This window comes from Gloeocapsopsis sp. IPPAS B-1203 (genome assembly GCF_002749975.1).
GTDB lineage: Bacteria > Cyanobacteriota > Cyanobacteriia > Cyanobacteriales > Chroococcidiopsidaceae > Gloeocapsopsis.
In genome coordinates this window covers 123202-149544 of record NZ_PEIG01000011.1, presented here as the reverse complement: position 1 = coordinate 149544, position 26343 = coordinate 123202, and the positions used below count along the sequence as shown (strand labels likewise).

The window sequence follows — 26343 nt, the reverse complement described above, 5'->3', positions numbered from 1 at the left end:
CTTTGAAAGAAAAACATCTTTTGCGTACATTAATACCATTTAATAATATATGCTACAAGGATTTTTTCAAATTGCCTTAACATTAATAATTCTAGCAGTCATCGCGCCAGTCTTTGGTAAGTACATAGCACGAGTGTTTCTTAAGAAAAGCACGCTATTTAATCGAGCTATCAATCCTATAGAGCGATTTATTTTTGCGGTTGCTGGAGTACGGTATAAAGACAATATGACTGGTAGGCAATACATCCAAGCCATACTAATCAGTAATTTAGTTATGGGTGTTTTTGTCTTTTCACTACTCATGCTACAAGGTCTTCTTCCTTTAAATCCTACTATTCTAAATGCCCCTAGTTGGGACTTAGCATTGCATACTGCTATTTCTTTTGTTACTAACACAAACCAGCAACATTATTCTGGTGAGACTACATACAGTTATGCTAGTCAAATGCTAGCACTAGGTTTTTTAATGTTTACTTCTGCTGCCACTGGTTTAGCTGTAGGTATTGCATTCATTCGAGGTTTGACTGGTAGATTACTAGGTAATTTTTACGTTGACTTAACCTTATCTATTACTCGAATTTTATTGCCAATATCGTTTTGCGGAGCTTTACTATTATTATTAGCTGGTGTACCAGAAACTTTAGCTTCTCCAGCAATAGTAACAACGCTAGAAGGTACAACACAGACAATTGCAAGAGGTCCCGTTGCACATTTTGAAATTATTAAGCAGTTAGGAGAAAATGGTGGTGGTTTTTTTGGTATTAACTCTGCACACCCGTTTGAAAATCCTAGTACTTTTACTAATTTGCTAGCAACTATTACTATGTTATCTATTCCTATGTCATTGATTTTTACCTACGGGATATTTGCTAACAATACCAAACAAGCTTGGTTACTATTTTGGATGGTATTTAGTATATTTATAGTTTTAGTAGGTATAACTGCAGTTGCTGAATATCAAGGTAATCTCTTCGTCAACAATACAATTTTTGGTGGAGAGCAGCCAAGTTTAGAAGGCAAAGAAGTACGTTTTGGTTGGGCACAAACAGCATTATGGGCAGTTAGTACAACAGCAACAATGTGCGGTGCAGTGAATGGAATGCATGACTCTTTAATGCCTGCAGGTGGATTTTCAACCTTATTTAATATGTTTTTACAAATTATATGGGGTGGTCAAGGAACAGGTACAGCTTATTTATTTATTTATTCAATTCTGACAGTATTTATCACAGGCTTAATGGTAGGACGTACTCCAGAATTTTTAGGTCGTAAAATTGAGAAAAAAGAAATTGTCTTAGCAAGTCTTGTCCTACTCGTTCACCCAATTTTTGTTTTAATTCCGAGTGCGATCGCCTTATCTTTTCCTGACACATTAGCTGGTATTAGTAACCCAGGCTTTCATGGATTATCGCAAGTTGTTTACGAATACACGTCTGCAAGTGCAAACAATGGTTCTGGTTTTGAAGGATTAGGAGATGCCACACTTTGGTGGAATCTGAGTACCAGTATTAGCCTTTTAGGAGGACGCTACATTCCCATCATTGCTTTACTGCTTTTAGCTGACAGTATGGCGCATAAACAACCTGTACCTGAAACCGCTGGAACTCTGCGTACCGATACTTTATTATTCACTAGCGTGACAGCAGGAGTCATCTTAATCTTAGGAGTGCTGACATTTTTCCCTGTTCTAGCACTAGGACCGATCGCCGAAGGTTTTCAACTACTGAGGAATGAATAATTACCCATTACCTATTACCTTCCATCTCCTCATCATGGATTCTACAACTTCTTCACCAATAAGCCCGCGTCACCGTCCTACTGGTCCTCGCAAAGGGCGCAAGCATACACCAAAAGTGAGCAGAAAAGGACTTTACCAACGAGCTATCCGAGATGCATTTACCAAACTAAATCCGCGACAAATGGTAAAAAATCCGGTGATGTTTTTGGTATGGGTAGGTACGATTATTACCGCATTGCTCGCAATTGATCCGGCGCTGTTTGGTACAGTACCAGGTGAGAATCTGCGGGTGTTCAACGGCTTGATTACAATTATTTTGTTTTTGACGGTTTTGTTCGCCAATTTTGCCGAAGCAGTCGCCGAAGGGCGCGGAAAAGCGCAAGCTGATGCCTTACGTTCAACAAAATCAGACACCCTAGCACGAAAACTTTTAAACGATGGTTCGATCCAAGAAGTTTCTTCTACCACTTTACGCCGAGGCGATCGCGTCAAAGTCATCGCTGGCGATCTTATTCCAGCAGATGGCGAAGTGATTGCGGGAGTTGCTTCTGTTGATGAATCGGCAATTACTGGAGAATCAGCACCGGTATTAAAAGAACCTGGTTCCGATGTCGCAAGTTCAGTTACAGGCGGTACGCGAATTATATCTGACGAACTCACGATTCAAATTACTGCCGATCCTGGTAAAGGCTTTATTGATCGCATGATTTCTTTAGTAGAAGGTGCAGAACGTAGTAAAACTCCGAACGAAATTGCGCTAACCGTCTTACTTGCAGTGCTCACGCTGGTGTTTCTGTTGGTTATCGCAACGCTACCATTCCTCGCCAATTATGTTCAAAGTCCTGTAAGTGTAGCAATTCTGATTGCTTTACTAGTCGCACTGATTCCAACCACGATTGGCGGGTTACTGAGTGCGATCGGCATTGCAGGCATGGATCGCGTCGCTCAATTTAACGTCATTGCGACCTCTGGCAGGGCAGTAGAGGCATGCGGCGATGTGAATACGCTTGTCTTGGACAAAACGGGAACTATAACGCTAGGAAACCGTTTAGCTGAGGAATTTATTCCGGTCAACGGTCATTCTGTGGATGATATTGCTAAAGTTGCTTTCGCAGCAAGTGTTTTCGATCAAACACCCGAAGGTAAATCGATTGTGCGGTTAGCGAATAAACTCGGAGCATCACTTGATTTTGACTGGAGTAAGGCTGAAGCCGTTGACTTTTCTGCCAAGACGCGTATGAGCGGAACGAACTTACCGCATGGAGTGGAGGTGCGTAAAGGTGCAGTAGAAGCAATTAAGGGATTTGTGCGTTCGCGTAACGGTCAAATTCCTACAGATCTCGATGCTGCTTACGAACGTGTCTCCCGCTTGGGTGGTACACCACTGGCTGTCGCACTCAATGGCGATATTTATGGCGTAATTTATCTCAAAGATATTATTAAACCTGGTATCAAAGAACGTTTTGATCAGCTACGACGTATGGGCGTGCAGACGATTATGCTGACTGGCGATAACCAAATTACTGCAGCAGTAATTGCCCAAGAAGCAGGCGTGGATGATTTTATTGCCGAAGCCACTCCTGAAGATAAAATTGCTGTCATTCAACGCGAACAAGCCACAGGAAAACTAGTCGCAATGACGGGGGATGGGACAAATGATGCTCCTGCACTCGCACAAGCAAATGTCGGTGTGGCAATGAATTCGGGTACTCAAGCTGCAAAAGAAGCTGCGAATATGGTTGATTTAGACTCTGATCCAACGAAGTTGATTGATATTGTTGCGATCGGCAAACAACTACTGATTACTCGCGGCGCGTTGACGACATTTTCGATCGCGAATGATATCGCCAAGTATTTTGCGATTATTCCGGTTATTTTTACTGCTGCGGGTATTGGTAGGTTAAATATTATGAATTTGGCAAGTACCCAATCGGCGGTTTTGTCTGCACTTATTTATAACGCTTTGATTATTCCAGCGCTAATTCCTCTGGCGTTGACGGGGGTGAAGTTTAGACCGTTGAGCGCGAATCAACTTTTGCAGCGAAATATTTTGCTTTATGGTTTGGGTGGTGTTGTTGCTCCGTTTTTTGCGATTAAGGTGATTGATGTGGTTATTGCGGCGGTAGGTTTGGGGTAGAAGTAATATTAAACGAACCACAAAGACGCATAGACGCCCGTAGGGCGGCTTCTCGTAGAGTAGGACGCAAAGAGAAGAGATTGTGAGAGATTTTTGTAAATGAGTTGGGGCTTGTATATGAAGAGTTTTTTGGTGATGGATGTATTGGAGGGTATTTCTTTTGTTTGGGTGCGATGGCGTAGACAAAAATTGCCTCTACAGCTTTTAATTGCACTGTGTTTGAATTTGGCGATCGCACCAGCGGTTTATGCAGCGGTTGGTGGCGTGCAGCGTCGTCAGGCTTGGGCTATTGGTTTACTTGGATTGGTTACTTTGGGTTTAACAATTTATTTGTTTGATGTCGTTTTTCGACCGGAGCGCTATTAGTTATGTCTATAGTGCGCGATATTACAAGATCTGTTCGGATCACTTTTGTGCTGTGGCTACTGACAGCAGTGATTTATCCACTGATCATGATTGTTATTGGTCAAGTTTTTTTCCCGTTTCAAGCTAACGGTAGCATCGTTCAAAACCTAGAAGGACAAAATGTCGGTTCTGCATTGATTGGGCAAGTCTTTACGTCAGATCACTATTTCCAAAGTCGCCCCAGTGCAGTAAACTACAGCAGCTTTACACAACAAGAACGCGATCCAGAAAATATCGGACAAAAGACAGGTGTATCGGGTGCGAGTAACTTTGCTCCGAGCAACCCTGATTTACTCGCACGTATCAATGAAACTGTTGCACAGCTAGAAGAACGCGGGATTTTACCTACTGCTGATCTTATTTATGCTTCGGGTTCCGGTTTAGATCCGCATATTACAGTAGAAGCCGCGTTTAATCAACTAGAACGAGTTGCCCAGGCGCGTAATTTATCTCCAGAGGAAATTGCTCCGTTGATTGCTAAACACACGCAAGGCAGATTTCTATGGGTTTTTGGCGAACCAGGAGTCAATGTGTTGAATTTAAATCGCGAGTTAGACGTTTTACAAGCTCCGCTAGAGTAGCATACCTGTGGTTAAGTTGATTGTATTCAAGTCTTTAACTGAAATTCATGAAAGTGTTTACCGCTATTGTTGAGAATTCAGATACTAACCTCTATGTAGGTTATGTACTGGATTTCCTGGAGCGCACTCTCAAGGAGAAACCTTGGACGAGTTACACGAGAATCTGCATGAGGTAATTGAAATGCTCCTGGAGGATCAAGAACAAATGTTCGATACATTCGTCGGCACGCAACAGATTATTATCCAGTAAATGATGAGCAGTATACCTGTTCTCAAACTACGAGAGGTAGTTTGCATACTGGAGAACCTTGGCTTTGTGGAGGTGCGTCAAAAAGGCTCACACAAGCAGTTTCGTCATACAGATGGTTGAGCTACGACAGTTCCCTTTCACAAGGGACGTGATATTTCACCTAAATTGCTGCGACAAATTGCAATTGATATTAATTTAACAGTTGAAGAGATGTTAGAGTCACGGTGAGGTTTAACTAAGGCTTGCACTGATACACTGCTTAGATAAAAAAACAGCTTAGCGGTTAAAACCTATCAGCAAAATTGGCAACTAACTAATCGCTTTGTTGAACCGTGATTTTAGTCGTTAGGCTAACGAGCGAATATTACATTGAGATAAGGCAAAGCTTGCAGTGAACAAGACTGAAGAACCTATAGTGTCTGAAAACACTACAATTCGCCCAGCGCGTAAAGGTAAGCACAAAATCTTTATTGGGATGGCTCCAGGAGTTGGTAAAACTTACCGAATGCTCGAAGAAGCCCACGCACTCAAACAAGAAGGTATTGATGTTGTGATCGGGTTACTCGAAACTCATGGACGTAAGGAAACTGCACTAAAAGCTGATGGATTAGAACTGATCCCCCGCAAAGGAATTGTTCGGGGCGGGTTGACGTTAACGGAAATGGACACAGAGGCAATTTTAGCGCGATCGCCACAACTCGCACTCATCGACGAATTAGCACATACGAATGTCCCTGGTTCTGAACGTGAAAAGCGCTATCAAGATGTCGAAGTTATTTTAGCCGCAGGTATTGACGTCTACTCAACAGTCAATATTCAACATATCGAAAGTCTCAATGATTTGGTAGCAAGAATTACAGGTGTCGTCGTTAGAGAACGCGTTCCCGATCGCTTGATTGAGGAAGCGGATGAGGTAGTTGTCATTGATGTGACTCCTGAAACTCTAGAAGAACGTTTACTTGAAGGTAAAATTTATGCTCCCGAAAAAATTCATCAAGCACTCGCTAACTTTTTTCAACGCCGCAACTTAATTGCTTTACGCGAACTTGCACTGCGAGAAGTTGCTGATAATGTCGAAGAAGATGCAATCGCACTCAATGCTAATTTCTCAAATCAGCAACTTGCAGAACAAACTTGTAACATTCACGAGCGGATTTTAGTCTGTATATCTACTTACCCCAACTCATTACAATTGCTGCGTCGTGGGGCGCGGCTTGCGAGTTATATGAATGCTCCTTTATACGCTGTTTTTGTTGCTCATCCCGATCGCTTTCTCACCAAAGCGGAAAGCTTACACATCGAAACTTGCAAGCATCTGTGTCAAGAATTCGGCGGGACTTTTATCCAAGTCACAAACTACAATATCTCTTCTGCGATCGCCGATGTTGCTAACCAATACCGCATTACTCAGATTGTCATCGGAGAAAGTCAGCGATCGCGTTGGAAAATGCTTTTGCGTGGTTCTCTTACACAACAATTAGTACGGTTGCTGAAAAATATTGATATTCATATTATTGGCTCGGAGAGAAACGCTGAGTTTGATAGTGTAGCTTCAGTAGGATAATTATACAGGTAGGTGGGCATAATTAAATATCACACGTCACATTTGTTGGGTAATGGCTAAGAGATACTACTTGACCAATTACCAGTTATCAGTTACCAGCCCTTAAGTTATGTTTATGTTTACCCACTTACTTAGTTGATAAATTAATGCTTGTAATTGGCTTAATTAGCGGTACCTCAGTTGATGGCATCGATGCTGCCTTAGTTGATATTTCTGGTACAGATACCGATCTCCAAGTAAAATTCTTAGCAGGAGATACTTATCCTTATCCTACAAAGTTAAAAGAAAAAATACTTGCAATTTGTGCGGGAGAAGCGCTTTCGATGCCACAATTGGCAGACTTAGATGACGCGATCGCCCTAGTTTTTGCTCAAGCTGCACAACATTTACAAATCAATCATCCTTCAGTAGAACTCATTGGCTCGCACGGTCAGACAGTGTATCATCGACCACCGCAGAGAAGGGGCGAGGGGTTTGCTGACATCCTAGGGTATAGTCTTCAGTTAGGACGGGGGGCTGTTATTGCAGAATTAACTAAAATTCCAACTATAAGTAACTTTCGCGCAGGGGATATTGCAGCCAAAGGTCACGGCGCGCCACTAGTTCCCCGCATAGATGCATATCTTCTTAGTCATCCTCATGAGTCGCGTTGCGTACAAAATATTGGTGGAATTGGCAACGTTGCTTATTTACCATCGAGATCGCATCCTCATTGGTTAGAGAAAGTGCGTGGTTGGGATACAGGACCTGGCAATTCGCTTTTAGATTTGGCAGTACAGTATTTAACAAATGGTACTCAAACTTATGATGGTGATGGGAACTGGGCGGCTAGTGGAACTCCTTGTCATGCATTAGTAGAAAAATGGTTGAGTGAGGATTATTTTCAACTACCACCACCAAAGTCTACAGGAAGAGAGCTTTTTGGCTGGGAATACTTACAAAATTGTCTAGTCGATACCAATGCACTCAATTTAAATGCTGCTGATACTTTAGCAACTCTCACAGAATTGACCGTTGCCTCAATTGTCCACAGTTATGAGGCGTTCCTACCACAATTACCTGAACGTGTTTTATTATGTGGTGGCGGTAGTCGGAATCTCTATTTAAAGCGCCGATTACAAGAATTACTAGCACCAATACCTGTGCAAACTACAGACGAAGTTGGACTGAGTGCCAATTTTAAAGAAGCGATCGCATTTGCTATTCTTGCTTACTGGAGAATGTTAAACCTTCCTGGCAACTTACCGCAAGCTACTGGTGCAACTCAACAAGTACTGCTCGGAGACGTGCATTTACCAATGTGAAAGCGAGCAGAGGAGACGGAAAGTTATGAGTTGAGGAAATTCTAATGCCTCCGGCACCTTTCTTCGCGCATAATTCAAAAATAATCACTCGCTTCTAATAAAGTGCCAAACCAAGCTAGTTTCTCAGTATAATCCCGCTTGGAGATTCATCGCTACCAAGGTTAGATTTGTCTTGTAATTAGTCTGTGTAGTACTTTTCGGCTACTGTGGCTAGGATAACTTACTGATTCAAGCAGTAGCTACATGTTTTTTATTACACAGTTAATACTGGCTAGTGCCATGAAACCTTATCACTGGTCGATTTAATTTCGTATGATAGATCCCAACATTGGTCGCTTAATTGCTCAGCGTTATCAACTTCAAGAACTCATTGGAACAGGAGCGATGGGTCAAGTTTATCTCGCCAATGACCTATTGTTGGGTGGTGTACCTGTTGCCATTAAATTTCTTGCCTTATCGATTCAAAATAACAAAATTCGAGTACAGGAACGATTTGAGCGAGAAGCTAAAACTTGCGCACTCCTCGGTCAAAAAAATATTCACATTGTCCGAGTCATGGACTACGGTGTAGATGAACAGAGTATTCCATACTACGTCATGGAATACTTGCAAGGAGAAAGTCTAAGTGACGTCATTCGCTCGCAGTCTCTCTCACTAATAAGATTTTTGAGTTTTGCGCGTCAACTTTGCTTGGGGTTGCAAGCTGCACACGAAGGTATTCCTGTTGATGGGGAACTTTGCCCAATCATTCACCGCGATATTAAGCCAAGTAATGTCTTGGTGGTACCTAATCCTAGTTTTGGAGAATTAGTCAAGATCCTTGACTTTGGCATAGCGAAGCTACTTCAATCAGACAGTTCTGAAACAAACTACTACTTAGGAACTTGGGCATATTCTTCTCCTGAACAAATTGAGGGTAAAGAACTCAATAATCGCTCAGATATTTATAGTTTGGGTGTGATGATGTTTGAGATGCTGACAGGTAGAATGCCTATACAAGCAAATACCAATTCCTTTGGTGGCTGGTATAAAGCCCACCACTTTCACCCACCACGCTCTTTTAGAGAAATAAATCCATTGCTGGAAGTACCGCAAGAATTAGAAAATCTAGTGATGCGTTGTCTAGCCAAAAAATCCAGCGATCGCCCCCAAAATATTAGTGAGATTCTCCAAACAATTACGTTATTAGAGCAACTAGATAGTTTGCCACAACCTTCAATTTTTTTAGGTCACAAAAACTTATTATCTCAACTAAATGACACTCCTCAAAACATCACAGAGGAGGAGTGTTTAAATACTGATGCAAGTAGCAGTGAACTTCCGTCTTGGCCAAAAAACAAACCAATTGCTGATATTGTTTTTCCTCATCCAATTCGTATACACGATCAACTCACTGTCGCTTTATGGGTGATGCTACCAAAGCAAGAGATTGAAAAGCGACTACAAGGTACGCGTTATAATCAGTTTTTATTTTTGAATGCCCCCCACCCGATGATTTTGTGGATTACTGTGTTACACAGCCATGAGCATACACCTAAATGGCTCCCTTACTACCTAGATTTGAAATCTCATCAAGGTATAGAACTTGCAAGGCTTTTACTCGAAACCGGATGCTATAAAATACTCCTGTTCGCGCGCGAATCTCCACAACGTGCTTTTACGTGTATACAAACAGAGATTGCATCTCCACAACGCCAATTGTTACAACAGTGGATTACAATGAGCCAACGTGCAGTTTCTACTGCCTCTCCACAGTTTAGTCGTGGTCTTCTCAAAAAGGAATTAGAGAAAATAAAGCCTCAAGTCATAATGAAGTTGGCAGCAGTCTATAAAACTTAAGTGTTTCTTTGTGACTTAGTGGCAAGACTTGCTTATATTGTGTAGTACCAAAATTTAGAACTGGAAATGACTTTCGCTGCTCTTGCGCTCACTCTACTTAAATGCACGCATAAATCTTTAGCGTAGAGCTAGCTTAATTATAGAAGACCAAGGCTTTTATCTGACAAAGCTTATGTTACACGTTTTATTTGAGGCGGTTGCTATGCATCGACTCTTCGCCGTAGCTGGATGCAAAAAAAGCATTGAGAAAAACACAGCATGTGTAACAATTACTCTATTTGGTATTGATTCTTGTGCAGTAGTTTTATGATGCAGCTCAAACTCAAGTGAGCCGAGTGAAATGATTACATGGTTATGTTTGTCTAGTTGACGCCCCGACACCCCCAGTCCTTTTCCCTGCTGGAACCGAGCAAGAGATGGAGGTCGCCTACTGCGACTTTAGATTTATGTAATTAAGCCCAGCTACCTCCTTCTAAACCCCAATGATGCTTTAGCAACTGTTTGTAAGTTGCTTCGCGCATCACCATCTGCTGATACAGCTTGACTAAAAAGTCTTTAGCCTGCTCGTGACTCATATTTTGAACTTGTGATTCAAAGGAGCGGATGCTGAATTGCTGTTCAAGAGAAAGTTCAATTGGCTGATCCATAGCTAACTCCAAACGAGATACTGAATGTTATTGGTCACTCTACCTAAAGTAGGAATAAAAATTGTTGCACTACCTACATTTAAGTCTATTTTTACAAAATATAACAAATAGTTGACAACTTGCACATACTCCTCAATAAGTAGTTATTCTAAATCAAAAGAAATATCCTGACCTCGGTGAATTTCAGGAGGGCTGGGTTTGTTCTATCAAGTCTAAAGAAGTAAAAAAGCTCAATTTGAACATAAATTGAGTATTTATACTTAAACCAACTTAAGTTGACTAAAGTGTAGACGGTATAGAGTAGGAAATTTGATGGTGATGTTAAGGCATAAGTAAGCAAATATAAATCACCTACCTTAGCTTCTCCTTCAATATCTCAAGACACCAAAAAACAGTTCGTTGAGGTAGTAAAAGCAGGTCAAAGTAATACACTTCAAAGAAATGCAGCAGTGCTTCATTCATGAATAAGCTATAGCTATAGTCATGGCTGCTAAACTTGAAGCTATCTCGATTATGCTAACCAATGGCATAACAAAAATTACAACTCTCAGCAACGTTGTTGTCGTTTTCAGATAACAGTCCTGTCATTCGTATTGGTATTAAGTTTGGCTGATAGAGAATAGCAGTACGATTGGTCATTAAATAGGGCAAGTGCTGTACTGATCTTCTAGCTAGCAGCAGTAAAGGTTAAATGTGTTTTCTCAGCCTGGGGAGTGTACTGTTTTTCCCATTTTACTGAGTGGCGAGATGATCACTACTATTCCTATAGCTGCTATTGGGACAATCTTCAAACTCAAAATACCTGACAGAAATAGCAGTGAGTGAAACTTACACATGAAGCACACATGCTCTTTGATCGAAGTTTGAGTTACTTAGATGAGTGTGCCTATGTGTACTCTATAGTCTGAGCTTTATTTGTAGTTCAAGGAGATAGACTTTATTTATCTAGCGGCGCATAAATGCGCTGAACATCAAGCGTTTATATCAGCAAAGAGATGGAGAAACTCAATTGAGTTTCTCCCCTGCACTCACCTTATTGCACAGAACTCAACTCCTTCTCTACAGCAGCTTCAGCACTGTCGGCTTCTGATGGTGGTACAACTTGCCAAAATTGTGGTAGATACTCTAACCAATTTTCCAGAATATGTTTCCCTTTGGGTGAATTTGTGCGTTCTACATGAGCCACAATCAAATCTTTTAATTGCTTCTCACCAGCAGGGCTACTCACTCGTTGCAGTTTGACAATTTCTGGATTAACTAATGCAGGAAAATTGCTATCTTCATCCAAGAAGTATGCTAAACCTCCTGTCATTCCAGCACCTACGTTTCTACCAGCTTTACCTAAGACAACAATGACGCCACCTGTCATGTATTCACAGCAGTGATCGCCTGCACCTTCGATAACGGCGGTTCCTTTGGAATTACGTACTGCGAAGCGTTCGCCTGCAATACCATTAGCAAAGAGAGTTCCACCTGTAGCACCGTACAAACAAGTGTTACCTACAATTACATTTTGATCAGGGGCATAAGTTGCCGCTACTGGAGGTTTAATAATAATTTCCCCACCATGCATTCCTTTGCCAACGTAATCGTTTGCTTCACCTTCAAGTGTCAAAATCATGCCAGCCAAGTTAAAGGCACCAAAACTTTGTCCGACACTTCCTGTGAAATTGAGATTAATTTGTCCTTCAAAGCCAGTATTACCATATTGAGCAGCGATCGCTCCTGCGAGTCTTGCTCCGACTGTGCGATCTGTATTCACAATCTTTGAGTTTTTGGTAACAGTAGACTGATTGCGAATTGCTGCTTGAATTTCTGCATCGGCGAGTAATTCATCATCTAAAACAGAACCATTACTGTGAACTGTTTCATGATATAGCCAAGTGCGGTCTTCTTTAGTGTCTGGTAACTGTGTAATGCAGTCGAGATTGAGCGTTTGTGTTTTTGTCAGCCTAACTCCTTCTCGCACTTTTAGTAAATCAGCACGTCCCATAACTTCAGTCAGCGAGCGATAACCAAGTTTTGCCAAAAGCCCGCGCACTTCTTCTGCAATAAAGTAGAAGAAATTAACGACGTGTTCTGCCATACCAGGGAAGCGCTGTCTGAGTTCCTCTTTCTGACTTGCCACACCAACAGGACAGTTGTTTGTATGACAAATGCGTGCCATAATACAGCCTTCTGCAATCATGGCAATTGAGCCAAAGCCGAATTCTTCAGCACCCATTAAAGCCCCCATCAGGACATCCCAGCCACTCTTAAAGCCGCCGTCAACGCGCAACACGACGCGATCGCGTAATTTATTTTCCATCAACACCCGATGCACTTCGGTTAATCCAAGTTCCCAAGGTCCACCTGCATGTTTAATTGAGGATAAGGGTGATGCACCTGTACCGCCATCGTGTCCTGAAATTTGGATAATATCTGCATTTGCTTTAGCAACGCCTGCAGCGACTGTACCGATACCTACTTCAGCGACTAGCTTGACAGATACTTGAGCTTGAGGATTGATCTGATGCAAGTCAAAAATTAACTGCGCCAAGTCTTCGATTGAGTAAATATCGTGGTGTGGTGGTGGAGAAATGAGCGTCACTCCAGGCTTAGAACGTCGCAGCATGGCAATGTACGGGCTGACTTTTTTGCCAGGAAGTTGACCGCCTTCTCCTGGTTTTGCTCCTTGGGCGATTTTAATTTCAATTTGCTTAGCATTCATCAAGTACTCTGGTGTTACCCCAAAGCGTCCTGAAGCCACCTGTTTGATTGCCGAAGATGCTGTGTCGCCGTTTTTCAAACCTCTCAAGTGAGGTAGTAGTGCGGAATGACCTTGATCGTCAACATCATCCAATACGTGATAGCGGACGGGATCTTCTCCACCTTCTCCTGAATTTGATTTACCACCAATGCGATTCATTGCGATCGCCAGAGTTTCGTGGGCTTCGCGCGATAGCGCCCCCAATGACATTCCTCCAGTACAGAAACGTTGCACAATTTCTGCGATCGGTTCAACTTCATCTTTCTCAATTGGGGTGCGGTCTGAGTTAAAGTCAAGTAAATCGCGTAATGCAGTTACGGGTCGGTGTTCTAAGAGTTGGCGGTAAACTTCGTAATGATCGTAATTCTTTTGATCGGCGATCGCTTTATGCAGGGCTTTTGCCAGTTCTGGGCTATTCATGTGGTATTCACCACCTGGGCGATACTGAACAAACCCAAAGTTTTCTAATTTCTTGACAGTTAATTCAGGGAAAGCCCGCTGATGGAACGATAAAACTTCCTGCGCTAGTTCGCTGGTACTCAAACCACCCAAGCGTGAAGTTGTGCCACGGAACCCCAGTTCTAGCAAGTCTTGGGCAATACCAATTGCTTCAAAAATTTGTGCCCCTTGATAACTTGTCAGCAGCGAAATTCCCATCTTCGATAAAATTTTGAGAATTCCTGCTTCTACTGCTTTGCGATAGTTATTCAGTGCTTGATCGAGTGTAATTGCTGCAATTTTACCGCGCTCCATAAACTGTTGAGTTTTTGGATCAGACCACCAACTACGTACAGTTTCTAAAGCAAGGTACGGACAAACAGCACTCGCACCATAACCAATCAAACAAGCAAAGTGATGCGTACTCCAGCACTGCGCCGTATCAACAACCAACGAGGCTTTCATCCGTAAGCCTTGACGGATCAAGTGATGGTGAACTGCACCAACAGCTAGTAATGGCGGAATATAACTTAATTCTTCTGATAGTTTACTGGCTGTGCGATCGCTCAAAATCAAAATTTCGTTGCCATCTTTTACCGCCGCTGCTGCTTGTTCGCATAGCTTTTTCACTGCAACTTCTAATCCTTGCGGACCTGTGGCAATTTCAAATAATGTAGATAACGTGGCACACGCAAAACCTGACTGCTGTACAGCTACTAAATCTTCTGCTTGCAATACTGGAGAATCAAGTTTCAGGCGCTTGGCATATTCTGGTTTAACTTCTAGTAAGTTTCCTCGTTCGCCTAGTTCCATCTTCAGCGACATCACCAAGCTTTCGCGCAAAGGATCGATGGGAGGATTTGTTACTTGTGCAAACCGCTGCTTGAAGTAGTCATACAGCAAATGAGGGCGTTCGGATAACACTGCTAAGGGAATATCATCTCCCATACAGAAGGTTGGTTCTTTTCCTTCACTTGCCATTGGTTGAATCACCATTTCTACATCTTCTGTGGTGTAGCCAAAGGCGATTTGACTCCGTAGCAATGCAGTTTTTGGATTCAGTGTTTGTGGCAAAGGAGTAGAAGACAAGTTCTTTGTTGTATCTTCCTCTCCACCAAATGCTGCTTGAGTATCTAAATTTAGAGTATCTGTATTACCAAGATCGACACGATATTCCTTCAGCCATTGACCATAAGGCTTTTCTTGGGCAATCCGCTGCTTAATCTCCCAATTTTTCAAAACCTCGTGGCTTTCCAAGTCCACAGCAATCATTTGTCCTGGACCGAGTCTGCCTTTTTCTACAATATCGGCTTCTGGTAAATCAACAACACCAGCTTCAGAGGCAACAACAATGTAGCCATCTTTTGTTAAGCTATATCGTGCCGGTCGCAATCCATTACGGTCTAGAGTTGCACCTACTTTCTTGCCATCACTAAACACAAGCAGTGCTGGTCCATCCCAGGGTTCTTGAATACCACTGTAATACTCGTAAAAATCAATAATTTCTGGATAATTATCTAAATCTGGCTGATTTAAGTACGCTTCTGGCACCATAATCATCAGTGCTTCAAGCGGACTACGACCCGACCGCACTAATAACTCAAGTACATTATCAAGTGTAGCTGAGTCACTGTTATCAACATAAACAATCGGTTTGAGTACATCAAAACGATCTTCCCAAACTGGATGTGTGAGATCGGCTTCTTTTGCCATCATCCAGTTAATATTTCCTAACAAAGTGTTAATTTCCCCGTTGTGCCCTAGTAGCCGCATTGGTTGCGCTAATGGCCATTTGGGCATCGTGTTTGTGCTAAAGCGGCGATGGTAAACTGCAAACGCACTTTGATATGCTGGATTTCTTAAATCAGTGTAAAATTCACCCAAAATTGCCGATCGCACCATTCCCTTATAAACAATTGTGCGACTAGAGAAAGAGCAAACATAGAAGTTCTCGCCGTCTTTCACCTCACTGGTTGCTGCTAGTGCTTTACCAATTTGCTTCCGCGCAATATACAACTGGCGTTCTAGCGCGTCTCCTGTTTTATCTTTGCTAGATATGAGTACTTGTTCGATTTGGGGTTGATTTTCTCTCGCTTGAATTCCCAACAACTGGGGCTTGACTGGTACAACACGCCAGCCTAATACAGTGAAGTCTTCTTGTACTAAGACGTTTTCTACAGTATGACGAACTATGTTTGCGATCGCGTCTTCTTGCGGTAAAAACAACATCCCTACTGCACAATTTTCTGGGTGTGGCATCTGATGTCCTTGCTGTTGCACCCACTGACTCAGCAACTCCCAAGGAATTGCACTCATCAATCCTGCACCATCACCCGAATCTTGGTCAGCACTACAACCACCTCGATGTTCTAAACAAGCAAGCGCTGCTAGTGCTTTCTCAACAATTTCATGGCTCGCTCGATTTGCACAATGAGCAATAAATCCCACGCCACAGGCATCCCTTTCTTCTACTAACCAACGTGGTCCTACATAAGTGCTACTGAGATGCGTTTCTGAGTTTTGACTCACTTCATTTCGTTGATTTTGGTTCATCTGCTGGTTATTCATAAACTAGTAGGATTCTGTAGAAGGGATTTACCTAAATTGACTGCGATTAATTCTGTAATTTATAACTACAGAACAGTGGCGGATGAAAAATACAAGGTTGAGTTAATAAAAATTATTTAAAATTATCCGACTCACGTTCAATACTTTTTGCCGGAGAGTTAATCAGGACTTTTGCTTTCAGTGCTTGTCATCTCATCTATAACGGATTTAACACTTTCTTGTTGGAACCCTAATCTGTGGGTGAATGTCTTAAAGTTATGATTTTGTTACTACTCAGCAAATCATTGAGGAGTACTAGCTCAGAATCTATCTTAGTACGTAACCTATTGACAAATGCCAATAAACCTGCACTAACTGTCGATCTTCATCATAGAGTTACAGAGTAAGGTTATGATCAAATGCCTAGATTTGACAATTCCACGACGCAACAAAATTATAATTGCAATTTTGGAAATGCTACTGCTAAGCACTTACCAACCAATTTAGTAGCAACACCCAATTCAAGTCGAGCATAGTAGCACACTCAATTAATGGGTAAGACTTGGATACTGCTAGCTTTTTTGGCAAATACACTCAAGCCACTTCTATACATTATGACCTTAAGGCTCGGAATAAAAGTCAGTAATTTTTAATATTTGAGTTAAATTCCCTGTTAAGGAGTCAATAGTGAAACAAGACGATACCAAAAATTGGAAGTCATTGCGTGCAAAGTCACCAAATATCCGCACCGGTTGCCGCTGCTATGACGTTTCAACTCTTGTTCAATCCTATCAATCACTAAAGTGAGTAATGCCTATCTTATCTCGCGCATTTTTTGGATCAAGTAAAACGCTATTTCCTTTGCTGACGATCGCTTTATGGCTTACCCCAATCGTCAACAGCGATGCTCAGCAATCGTTGGAACTAGCTTCATCTTCAAACTCAAAATTACTAGTTGCTCAAAGCTCTACATCGCGTTTAATTGCGACAGGAACGCAAGTTTCAATTAACAATCGAACATTTCCAGCTACTTGGAGTCAGCGACAGCAGCCAACCAAATCCGGAGTTGCCACAGCCATGAGCGATGCAGGACTCATGCAACTGCTTGGTGTAAACTTACTAAACACCAGAGACGTCACCAAGCAACCAGTACAATGGTTTTCCTCACCAACAGTGTCAGCTTTTGAATTAGATACTTGGCATCGTGATGGTTATCGTTATCTCGATATTACTCAATTAGCTAGCAAAATGGGCTGGCAGACGCAAGCGCAGGGCAACATCCTCCGAATCAATACACCATCAGCAACAATTCAAAACATTCGTCAAGGAAAACAAACCTGGGGCGATCGCATTGTCATTGATTTAAACCGTCCCACATTTTGGCAAGTGACGCCTCAACCAGTTGCAGCAAAACCTCAACCACCATCAACAGTAAACGATGACGATCAACCCCCCAATCAAGAATGGCTAATCACCATCGACGCCACCACCGATCAATCGCTAACACAACAATTTCAACCAAGTCTCCTTGAGCAGATTACCAGCACTCAACCTAACAATCAAACTTCGATTACTCAAATAGAAACTGCCTCACATCTAACAACAATTCGCTTGAGTGTCCCTGCTGGGTTAACCCCGCAATTGAGTACGTTACCGAATCCTAATCGCTTAGTCGTTGATTTGCGACCTGATCCAATGGTGGAACGCGATATTCAATGGGCTTTAGGAGTACGTTGGCGACAGCAATTTGTGACTTTAGGAAATTCACGCTTTCCTGTTGTCTTACTCGAAATTAATCCCCAAAAAACTGAGTTATCACTTCTCCCAATTGCGAGTGTACCAAACTCTCTGACTGGTACTGCGCCCATCATCACCACTGCACAACAACTAAAGGCTGCAGCTGCAATTAATGCTGGCTTTTTTAATCGTAAGAATCAGTTACCTTTGGGTGCTATTCGGCGTGATGGACAATGGTTATCAGGTCCAATTCTCAATCGAGGGGCGATCGCGTGGAATGACTCTGGTGAATTCAAATTCGGGCGACTACAACTTCAAGAAACAATCATTACTGCTACTGGACAGCGTCTCCCTGTTGTTACTTTTAATAGTGGTTACGTCAAATCTGGTATTGCACACTATACAAATGCTTGGGGAACTACGTATACACCTTTAATTGACAATGAAATTATTGTTGTTGTCCAAAATAATCAAGTAGTAGGACAGATTCCTGGAGGTGTATCTGGTGCAACAACAATTCCCATCCCTCCTAATGGCTTCTTACTCGCTTTAAGAGCAAATCCACAAATTGCCAGTTTGCTTTCTGTAGGGTCAATCATCCGTACAGAAAACTCCACAACTCCCGCTGACTTTTCTAACTACCCACACATTTTAGGTGGTGGACCACTTTTATTACAAAATCGCCAAATAGTCCTTAATGCTCAGGCTGAAGGCTTTAGTGAAGCTTTTAGCCGCCAAAAAGCTTCGCGCAGTGCGATTGGTGCAACTGCAACAGGAAACCTTCTTATTGCTGCTGTTCATAATCGAGCTGGTGGTGCTGGTCCAAGCTTGACTGAAATTGCCCAAATTATGCAACACCTGGGCTGTGTGGATGCCTTAAATCTTGATGGTGGTAGTTCTACAAGTCTTTATTTAGGAGGGCAACTACTCGATCGTTCGCCTCGTACTGCTGCTCGCGTCCACAATGGACTTGGTATTTTCCTTCAACCTCGCTAGTTAGATAGTCAACGGGCATCATGTATAAAGTTGCATCTTGATCTTGGTTAATAGTTGAGGACTATTTGGAACATAAAAAATCTTTGCATCAACCAATGACAAACCTTAACTTTTATCGAATTACTGAAGTTAAAGATTACTTAAACATATCCCATCGCTGATGAAGAGTTGTTATAAACATATGAAACTGCTGCAATTTGTAGTGACAGTTGCTAGTCAGAATTTGCTATCTTGGGCTATATTTGCCTGAGTTTGAACATTTTAAACGTCAAGTTGGTTTGCTATTTTTCTATTCATCGTACAGCTTCGTTCTATAAATTTAAGGAGAAATATTTATGATCCAGGCTCAAGAAACCGCCCACGAGCCGACAGCAGTATCTCTACCGTCTGTAAGTCATAAAGGCATCGCAGCTACTGAACTCAGACCGTGGGGAGCTTTTACAGTTCTAGAAGAAGGACGCGGATACAAAATTAAGCGAATTGAAGTTAAACCAGGGCATCGCCTAAGCCTACAAATGCATCACCACCGCAGCGAACATTGGATTGTTGTTTCAGGTACAGCAAGAGTAACTTGTGGTGAGGCAGAAATCTTACTAACAAATAATCAATCAACCTACGTTCCTCAGTGTACAAACCACCGCTTGGAGAACCCTGGTGTCATTCCACTGGTTATTATCGAAGTGCAAAACGGCGAATACCTAGGAGAAGATGATATTGTCCGTTTTCAAGATGACTATTCTCGGACAAAGTAAGTACAAAGATAGGGAAGAAAACCGATAAAATGTGTTAGTACCTGGTTCTTGTGTCTTGGATATTTGTCGCCAAGGTGACATAGCAACAACTCCCTATCTTTGCGATATTATGGTTCGTCTCAGTACATCTGCGGCTCATGAAATTCAGCGTCTTAAATTAAAGCAACGACAAGATGCTTTCTTTCGGTTAAAAGTTCAAGCTGGCGGCTGCTCTAGCTTGATCTACGAAATGGCATTTGACACTGAGCTTGTGCCCAGCGATCGCATTTACGAATGTTGCGGATTGACAGTTGTTGTTGATGCCCAAAGTTTAGAATACGTCAATAACCTCCTTCTTGATTACTCAGAAGATTTAATGGGAGGAGGTTTTCGCTTTCATAATCCTAATGCGAGTACTACCTGTAGTTGCGGTATTTCGTTTGCCATAACATCTACTTCTTCTTGAACTAAATATGATAAGAACTTAGAGTTTGGATGTTAAGACTGAAGGAAAAACTAGTTATAGCAGCATAGCTAGGATATTACATAAGCTCTGACTCCTGACCTCTTGTGAGCAACACATATTTGACATACAGTTTATATATTTGCTACACTCAGAATTTGTTAAATCTCAAAGCAGTAAGAAACTTTACATGCTGTAACCCATGCCAACCATACAGCAACTTATCCGTAGCGAACGTCAGTTAACAACCAAGAAGACAAAATCACCAGCACTAAAGGAATGCCCACAGCGCCGAGGTGTATGTACGAGGGTTTATACTACAACCCCTAAAAAACCAAACTCTGCCCTACGTAAAGTAGCAAGAGTACGTCTTACATCTGGGTTTGAAGTCACAGCATACATTCCTGGCATTGGTCATAACTTGCAGGAACACTCAGTTGTGATGATAAGAGGTGGTCGTGTGAAAGATTTACCTGGAGTACGATACCACATTATTCGAGGAACTCTAGACACGGCTGGAGTTAAAGATCGCAAACAAGGTCGTTCCAAATACGGAACAAAGCGTCCTAAGTAGCACAACTTAGAAATATAAATGTAGCAAATCTCACGCTTGCTACAATTTTTAAACAAAAAATGTTAAATTAACAGAGCTTGTACCTCCATTCAGTTTTGTCAATGAAGGTGCAAATCTAGGATGTCAAGTAAAGTATAAAATCCCCAGTTTACAACATTAATGATGAGGATAAACCTTGTCTAACGTTGTGCAGGAATAATACTCCATTGTTATTTGTGACTCCATTAAAGCTAGCTTACTCAGCATAGTCAAGAAAGTTAAGTCCGCTCCTAATGTCGTTGTTGCCCAATAGTTTAAAGGCTTACGTATGTCTCGTCGTACTGTTATTCAAAAGCGTCCAGTTCCACCAGATTCAGTATATAACAGTCGCCTCATTAGCATGATGATGCGACGGGTGATGCGTAGCGGAAAAAAATCCCTAGCCGCAAGAATCATCTATGACGCAATGAAAACTATCGAAGAACGCACTGGATCTGATCCGATAGAAATCTTTGAAAGAGCAGTTCGCAATGCAACTCCTCTTGTTGAAGTAAAAGCGCGTCGTGTTGGCGGTGCAACGTATCAAGTACCGATGGAAGTACGCACAGATCGGGGAACTACTCTAGCACTTCGTTGGTTAATTCAGTACTCCAGGCAACGCTCAGGACGCACAATGGCAGGTAAGCTTGCTAATGAACTAATGGATGCTGCCAACGAGACAGGAAGTGCAATTCGCAAACGGGAAGAAACTCATCGTATGGCGGAGGCAAACAAAGCATTTGCTCACTATCGCTACTAGAGAGGAGATCAGCACAAATATAGAACGGATTTCCCTAAACGTATAGAATCTTAACAGAGAGTAATATCAAGATACCTGCGGCAACACAATTCAAGGAGGTAGCTGTGGCACGTACAGTCCCGCTGGAAAAAGTACGCAATATCGGGATTGCGGCCCACATTGATGCGGGCAAGACAACAACAACAGAGCGAATTCTCTTCTACTCCGGTATTGTTCACAAAATTGGAGAAGTTCACGAAGGAACAGCAGTAACTGACTGGATGGAACAAGAGCGGGAGCGGGGAATTACGATCACTGCTGCTGCGATTACGACAAGCTGGAAGGATCACCAAATCAATATCATTGATACTCCTGGGCACGTAGACTTCACAATTGAAGTTGAGCGTTCGATGCGGGTACTCGACGGTGTGATTGCTGTATTCTGCTCAGTCGGTGGCGTACAGCCTCAATCAGAGACAGTATGGCGACAAGCAGATCGGTATAAAGTACCAAGAATTGCCTTCATCAACAAGATGGATCGCACAGGAGCAAACTTCTATAGAGTTTACGACCAAATACGCGATCGCCTACGTGCCAATGCAGTACCAGTACAGCTCCCTATTGGCAGTGAAGACACCCTAAGTGGGATTGTAGACTTAGTGCGGATGCGTGCTTTTATTTATGCAAACGATAAAGGTACAGATATTCAAGAAGCCGACATTCCTGCAGAGATGCAAGAGCAAGCAGCAGAGTACCGCACTAAGTTAATCGAGGCAGTTGCAGAAACGGACGAAGAACTCATTGAAAAGTATCTAGAAGGCGAGGAGCTAACCGAGGCAGAAATTCGTAAAGGTTTACGTCAAGGAACAACAGCCGGAACGATTGTACCCTTATTGTGTGGTTCAGCTTTTAAGAACAAAGGTGTCCAATTACTGCTAGACGCAGTAGTAGATTACTTACCAGCACCGATTGACGTACCCGCCATTCAAGGTACTCTACCTTCAGGAGATACAGTTGAGCGCCGAGCTAGTGATGAAGAACCATTCTCAGCTTTGGCATTCAAAATTATGGCAGATCCCTACGGGCGACTGACATTTATCCGCGTGTACTCTGGAATCCTGAAAAAAGGTAGCTACGTCATGAACTCTACCAAGGGCAAGAAAGAGCGGGTATCGCGCCTTGTGGTATTGAAAGCAGATGACAGAACTGACGTAGACGAATTGCGGGCAGGAGATTTAGGAGCAGCGTTAGGACTGAAGGATACTTTTACAGGTGATACGCTTTGTGATGACAATGCTCCAGTTATACTAGAGTCACTATACATTCCAGAGCCTGTAATCTCTGTTGCAGTGGAACCAAAAACAAAGCAAGACATGGATAAGCTGTCCAAAGCACTGCAGTCCTTGTCTGAAGAAGATCCTACCTTCCGCGTGAGTGTTGACCCTGAAACAAACCAAACCGTTATTTCCGGAATGGGAGAGCTACACCTCGAAATTCTTGTCGATCGAATGTTGCGAGAATTTAAGGTAGAAGCTAATGTAGGTGCACCGCAAGTTGCTTATCGCGAAACTGTGCGCAAACCTGTCAAAGCAGAAGGCAAGTTCATTCGTCAAAGTGGTGGTAAAGGTCAATACGGACACGTTGTTGTTGAATTGGCTCCAGGTGAACCTGGCACTGGTTTTGAGTTTGTCTCCAAAATTGTGGGTGGTTCAGTACCCAAAGAGTACATTTCCCCTGTTGAACAAGGGATGAAAGAAACCTGTGAATCAGGGATTTTGGCTGGATATCCAGTCATTGATGTCAAAGCAACTTTGGTAGATGGCTCTTACCACGAAGTTGACTCCTCGGAAATGGCGTTTAAAATCGCTGGTTCCATGGCGATGAAAGAAGCTGTGATGAAAGCTTCACCCGTGCTCTTAGAACCTATGATGAAAGTAGAGGTAGAAGTACCTGAAAACTTCCTAGGGGATGTGATGGGCGATCTTAACTCTCGTCGCGGTCAAATCGAAGGCATGGGATCTGATCAAGGCATTGCTAAAGTCACTGCTAAAGTCCCATTAGCAGAAATGTTCGGCTATGCTACAGATATCCGCTCGAAGACCCAAGGTCGGGGTATCTTCACGATGGAGTTTAGTAACTACGAGGAAGTACCTCGCAACGTGGCTGAAGCAATTATCGCTAAAAGTAAAGGGAACGCATAATTAAAAAAGGAACCGATCATTCATGGCACGCGCAAAGTTTGAAAGAACTAAACCCCACGTTAACATCGGTACGATTGGTCACGTTGACCACGGCAAAACCACACTGACAGCAGCAATCACTATGACCCTGGCTGCTATGGGTCAAGCGAAAGCTCGAAAGTATGATGATATTGATGCCGCTCCAGAAGAAAAGGCTCGTGGTATCACAATCAACACAGCTCATGTGGAGTATGAGACAGCAAAGCGGCACTATGCTCACGTAGACTGCCCAGGACATGCTGACTATGTGAAAAACATGATTACTGGTGCAGCACAAATGGACGGAGCCATCCTCGTTGTATCTGCAGCAGATGGTCCAATGCCGCAAACTCGCGAACACATTTTGTTAGCGAAGCAAGTAGGGGTTCCTAACATCGTTGTCTTCTTAAACAAGAAAGACATGGTAGATGACGAAGAACTACTAGAGCTTGTAGAACTAGAAGTCCGCGAACTTCTTAGTTCATACGACTTCCCTGGTGATGATATTCCCATCGTCTCTGGAAGCGCATTGCTAGCTCTCGAAGCAATGGTAGGTGCACCTTCGACCCAAAAAGGCAGTAATGAGTGGGTTGATAAAATCTATGAATTGATGGATGCTGTAGATGCATACATCCCAACACCAGAGCGCGATGTCGATAAGCCTTTCTTGATGGCAGTAGAAGATGTGTTCTCAATTTCTGGTCGTGGTACTGTAGCCACAGGTAGAATTGAGCGCGGCAAGGTCAAGGTAGGTGAAACTGTGGAGCTAGTAGGTATCAGAAATACTCGCAGTACCACTGTAACTGGTGTAGAAATGTTCCAGAAGACCTTGGATGAAGGTATGGCTGGAGACAATGTTGGTGTCCTACTTCGGGGTTTGAAGAAAGAGGACATTGAGCGAGGAATGGTACTAGCTAAACCTGGTAGTATCACCCCACATACTCAATTTGAGTCTGAAGTTTATGTACTGACAGACAAAGAAGGTGGTCGGAAGACGCCGTTCTTCTCAGGTTATCGTCCTCAATTCTATGTCCGGACAACTGACGTAACTGGTACAATCACAGCTTTCACTTCTGATGATGGTAGCGAAGCTGAAATGGTCATGCCAGGCGATCGCGTCAAAATGACTGTAGAACTAATCAGCCCGATTGCCATTGAACAAGGAATGCGCTTTGCGATTCGCGAAGGCGGTCGGACTATTGGTGCAGGTGTTGTTTCCAAAATTGTGAAGTAACACCTTTGTGAAAATGTCGAGAGCAGGAAGGCAACGCTCATGCGGTAATATGCTTTTCTGCTCTTTGTAATGTCACAAGTGCTTCATATAGCAATGGTCAATATGGTTAGGACATTATTAAAGTTTTGAGGCATTAGAATTTCTTAACTCAGCACTCTTTACGAGTAATTCTCCTCCTGACCCCTGATCTTTGAACCGTAGGTCTGCGCGAAGTGCGTCCTCTAACCCCTCAATTACTATAAAACTGAACCAGGAAAATTAAAGAAATGGCAACTCTTCAACAGCAAAAGATTCGGATTCGCTTGCAGGCTTTTGATCGCCGCTTACTTGACACTTCATGTGAAAAAATTGTAGATACGGCGAATCGAACTAACGCAACAGCTATTGGTCCTATTCCCTTACCGACTAAAAAGAAAATATACTGCGTGCTGCGTTCTCCTCACGTTGATAAAGATTCACGCGAACACTTCGAAACACGCACTCACCGCCGGATTATTGATATTTATCAGCCCTCTTCCAAAACGATCGATGCTCTGATGAAACTTGATTTGCCATCTGGTGTCGATATCGAAGTTAAACTCTAAAAATAATTGGCTATTAGCGATTGGCAATTAGCTATTAGTGCAGCTAAATGCTAACCGCTAAGTGCTAAGTGATTTTCTATTACCTCATCATTTAGTAATTTTCCTTAATAAATAGGCTAAAGTAGGTATTATATTGCGCAGTTACCGTTTTTACTGAGCGAAAATGGCATCCTCTTCCAAAATTGCGGTTCGAGAACTATCCCTGTTTCCTCTACCTGAAGTGGTTCTCTTCCCCGGTAGACCTCTACCCCTACATATCTTTGAATTTCGCTACCGGATCATGATGAACACGATTCTAGAGAGCGATCGCCGCTTTGGCGTCCTGCTGTGGGACCCAGTCCAAAATCAACCTGCGACAGTTGGTTGTTGTGCTGAAGTGATTCAGTATCAGCGCCTACCAGATGATCGCATGAATATTTTGACTCTAGGACAGCAGCGCTTTCGTGTTTTAGAATACGTTCGAGAAAAGCCTTACAAAGTGGGTTTGGTTGAATGGATTGAAGATAACCCCCCACAAAAGGATCTCAAGCCTTTGGCTAAGGAAGTCGAACAACTACTTCATGATGTTGTGCGTCTTTCGGCAAAGTTAACTGAACAGAGTATTGAAGTACCAAAAGACATCCCCGACTTACCTACAGAACTCTCTTACTGGGTAGCTAGTAATCTTTATGGTGTTGCAGCAGAGCAACAAAGCTTACTCGAAATGCAAGATACTGTGGCTCGTTTGGAACGCGAAGCAGAGATTTTGACTTCTACTCGCAATCATCTAGCAGCGCGTACTGTCCTCAAAGATACTTTTAATTAATGAAAGTGAAAGAGTGTTGAGTGGATAGTGTCAAAAGGAATTAA

At 42.6% G+C, this 26343-nt stretch carries 18 protein-coding genes and 2 pseudogenes; 18 read left to right on the top strand and 2 right to left on the bottom strand.

Going from position 1 to position 26343, the window contains the following annotated elements; all coding sequences use genetic code 11:
• Positions 1 to 49: 49 nt before the first annotated feature.
• From kdpA to CSQ79_RS19060, 9 genes and pseudogenes are all read left to right on the top strand, one after another.
• On the top strand, positions 50 to 1738 hold the full coding sequence (gene kdpA / locus CSQ79_RS19100; RefSeq protein ID WP_099702737.1) for a potassium-transporting ATPase subunit KdpA: 1689 nt from the start codon (positions 50 to 52) through the stop codon (positions 1736 to 1738).
• Between the two features lie 34 nt (positions 1739 to 1772).
• Positions 1773 to 3875, top strand: coding sequence for a potassium-transporting ATPase subunit KdpB (gene kdpB / locus CSQ79_RS19095; RefSeq protein WP_099702782.1), 2103 nt, complete (start codon positions 1773 to 1775; stop codon positions 3873 to 3875).
• A gap of 117 nt (positions 3876 to 3992) precedes the next feature.
• A complete protein-coding gene (locus CSQ79_RS19090; protein ID WP_289501320.1) occupies positions 3993 to 4241 on the top strand; it encodes a potassium-transporting ATPase subunit F in 249 nt (82 codons plus the stop codon).
• Between the two features lie 2 nt (positions 4242 to 4243).
• The gene (kdpC, locus tag CSQ79_RS19085) at positions 4244 to 4861 is read left to right on the top strand and encodes a K(+)-transporting ATPase subunit C (protein ID WP_289501319.1); all 618 of its coding nucleotides are present in this window, start codon (positions 4244 to 4246) and stop codon (positions 4859 to 4861) included.
• 47 nt (positions 4862 to 4908) lie between these two features.
• A pseudogene (locus CSQ79_RS28975) lies at positions 4909 to 5111 on the top strand (type II toxin-antitoxin system HicB family antitoxin).
• Between the two features lie 3 nt (positions 5112 to 5114).
• A pseudogene (locus CSQ79_RS28970) lies at positions 5115 to 5339 on the top strand (type II toxin-antitoxin system HicA family toxin).
• A 163-nt stretch (positions 5340 to 5502) separates the two neighbouring features.
• Positions 5503 to 6675, top strand: coding sequence for a universal stress protein (locus CSQ79_RS19070; protein WP_289501318.1), 1173 nt, complete (start codon positions 5503 to 5505; stop codon positions 6673 to 6675).
• Positions 6676 to 6821: 146 nt separating this feature from the next.
• Positions 6822 to 7979, top strand: coding sequence for an anhydro-N-acetylmuramic acid kinase (locus CSQ79_RS19065; protein ID WP_099702735.1), 1158 nt, complete (start codon positions 6822 to 6824; stop codon positions 7977 to 7979).
• Between the two features lie 312 nt (positions 7980 to 8291).
• Positions 8292 to 9818 (top strand): serine/threonine-protein kinase, encoded by a 1527-nt coding sequence (locus CSQ79_RS19060; protein WP_099702734.1) that lies wholly within the window; start codon positions 8292 to 8294, stop codon positions 9816 to 9818.
• A 452-nt stretch (positions 9819 to 10270) separates the two neighbouring features.
• Here the strand turns inward: CSQ79_RS19060 and CSQ79_RS19055 are convergent, their stop codons facing one another.
• Together CSQ79_RS19055 and gltB are read right to left on the bottom strand one after the other, a co-directional pair.
• A complete protein-coding gene (locus tag CSQ79_RS19055; RefSeq protein WP_099702733.1) occupies positions 10271 to 10465 on the bottom strand; it encodes an NblA/ycf18 family protein in 195 nt (64 codons plus the stop codon).
• Positions 10466 to 11498: 1033 nt separating this feature from the next.
• The gene (gene gltB, locus CSQ79_RS19050) at positions 11499 to 16220 is read right to left on the bottom strand and encodes a glutamate synthase large subunit (RefSeq protein ID WP_099702732.1); all 4722 of its coding nucleotides are present in this window, start codon (positions 16218 to 16220) and stop codon (positions 11499 to 11501) included.
• A 789-nt stretch (positions 16221 to 17009) separates the two neighbouring features.
• On the opposite strand from gltB, the gene CSQ79_RS19045 reads away from it, so the two are divergent.
• The 9 genes from CSQ79_RS19045 to CSQ79_RS19005 all read left to right on the top strand — a co-directional run bounded on the left by CSQ79_RS19045 (position 17010) and on the right by CSQ79_RS19005 (position 26299).
• Positions 17010 to 18932, top strand: a complete 1923-nt coding sequence (locus CSQ79_RS19045) for a phosphodiester glycosidase family protein (protein WP_099702731.1) — start codon at positions 17010 to 17012, stop codon at positions 18930 to 18932.
• Between the two features lie 335 nt (positions 18933 to 19267).
• Positions 19268 to 19684, top strand: a complete 417-nt coding sequence (locus tag CSQ79_RS19040; RefSeq protein ID WP_099702730.1) for a cupin domain-containing protein — start codon at positions 19268 to 19270, stop codon at positions 19682 to 19684.
• 109 nt (positions 19685 to 19793) lie between these two features.
• Positions 19794 to 20129 (top strand): HesB/IscA family protein, encoded by a 336-nt coding sequence (locus tag CSQ79_RS19035; protein ID WP_099702779.1) that lies wholly within the window; start codon positions 19794 to 19796, stop codon positions 20127 to 20129.
• Positions 20130 to 20328: 199 nt separating this feature from the next.
• Positions 20329 to 20700: a 30S ribosomal protein S12 gene (rpsL, locus tag CSQ79_RS19030; RefSeq protein ID WP_099702729.1), complete on the top strand. Its 372-nt coding sequence runs from the start codon at positions 20329 to 20331 to the stop codon at positions 20698 to 20700.
• Positions 20701 to 21007: 307 nt separating this feature from the next.
• On the top strand, positions 21008 to 21478 hold the full coding sequence (rpsG, locus tag CSQ79_RS19025; RefSeq protein WP_099702728.1) for a 30S ribosomal protein S7: 471 nt from the start codon (positions 21008 to 21010) through the stop codon (positions 21476 to 21478).
• Positions 21479 to 21582: 104 nt separating this feature from the next.
• Complete coding sequence (fusA, locus tag CSQ79_RS19020; RefSeq protein ID WP_099702727.1) at positions 21583 to 23658, top strand: elongation factor G; 2076 nt, start codon at positions 21583 to 21585, stop codon at positions 23656 to 23658.
• Between the two features lie 22 nt (positions 23659 to 23680).
• Positions 23681 to 24910, top strand: coding sequence for an elongation factor Tu (gene tuf, locus CSQ79_RS19015; RefSeq protein WP_099702726.1), 1230 nt, complete (start codon positions 23681 to 23683; stop codon positions 24908 to 24910).
• 266 nt (positions 24911 to 25176) lie between these two features.
• Positions 25177 to 25494: a 30S ribosomal protein S10 gene (rpsJ, locus tag CSQ79_RS19010; protein ID WP_015190074.1), complete on the top strand. Its 318-nt coding sequence runs from the start codon at positions 25177 to 25179 to the stop codon at positions 25492 to 25494.
• A 163-nt stretch (positions 25495 to 25657) separates the two neighbouring features.
• The gene (locus CSQ79_RS19005) at positions 25658 to 26299 is read left to right on the top strand and encodes an LON peptidase substrate-binding domain-containing protein (protein ID WP_099702725.1); all 642 of its coding nucleotides are present in this window, start codon (positions 25658 to 25660) and stop codon (positions 26297 to 26299) included.
• Positions 26300 to 26343: the final 44 nt, after the last annotated feature.

Excerpts from the sequence above, each read along its gene's own strand:
- tuf (WP_099702726.1), top strand. The coding sequence starts at position 23,681 with ATGGCACGCGCAAAGTTTGAAAGAACTAAACCCCACGTTAACATCGGT.
- rpsG (WP_099702728.1), top strand. The coding sequence starts at position 21,008 with ATGTCTCGTCGTACTGTTATTCAAAAGCGTCCAGTTCCACCAGATTCA.
- gltB (WP_099702732.1), bottom strand. The coding sequence starts at position 16,220 with ATGAATAACCAGCAGATGAACCAAAATCAACGAAATGAAGTGAGTCAA.
- kdpB (WP_099702782.1), top strand. The coding sequence starts at position 1,773 with ATGGATTCTACAACTTCTTCACCAATAAGCCCGCGTCACCGTCCTACT.
- CSQ79_RS19055 (WP_099702733.1), bottom strand. The coding sequence starts at position 10,465 with ATGGATCAGCCAATTGAACTTTCTCTTGAACAGCAATTCAGCATCCGC.
- CSQ79_RS19060 (WP_099702734.1), top strand. The coding sequence starts at position 8,292 with ATGATAGATCCCAACATTGGTCGCTTAATTGCTCAGCGTTATCAACTT.
- CSQ79_RS19045 (WP_099702731.1), top strand. The coding sequence starts at position 17,010 with ATGCCTATCTTATCTCGCGCATTTTTTGGATCAAGTAAAACGCTATTT.
- rpsJ (WP_015190074.1), top strand. The coding sequence starts at position 25,177 with ATGGCAACTCTTCAACAGCAAAAGATTCGGATTCGCTTGCAGGCTTTT.
- kdpA (WP_099702737.1), top strand. The coding sequence starts at position 50 with ATGCTACAAGGATTTTTTCAAATTGCCTTAACATTAATAATTCTAGCA.
- CSQ79_RS19005 (WP_099702725.1), top strand. The coding sequence starts at position 25,658 with ATGGCATCCTCTTCCAAAATTGCGGTTCGAGAACTATCCCTGTTTCCT.
- CSQ79_RS19065 (WP_099702735.1), top strand. The coding sequence starts at position 6,822 with ATGCTTGTAATTGGCTTAATTAGCGGTACCTCAGTTGATGGCATCGAT.
- CSQ79_RS19090 (WP_289501320.1), top strand. The coding sequence starts at position 3,993 with ATGAAGAGTTTTTTGGTGATGGATGTATTGGAGGGTATTTCTTTTGTT.
- CSQ79_RS19040 (WP_099702730.1), top strand. The coding sequence starts at position 19,268 with ATGATCCAGGCTCAAGAAACCGCCCACGAGCCGACAGCAGTATCTCTA.
- kdpC (WP_289501319.1), top strand. The coding sequence starts at position 4,244 with ATGTCTATAGTGCGCGATATTACAAGATCTGTTCGGATCACTTTTGTG.
- rpsL (WP_099702729.1), top strand. The coding sequence starts at position 20,329 with ATGCCAACCATACAGCAACTTATCCGTAGCGAACGTCAGTTAACAACC.
- CSQ79_RS19035 (WP_099702779.1), top strand. The coding sequence starts at position 19,794 with ATGGTTCGTCTCAGTACATCTGCGGCTCATGAAATTCAGCGTCTTAAA.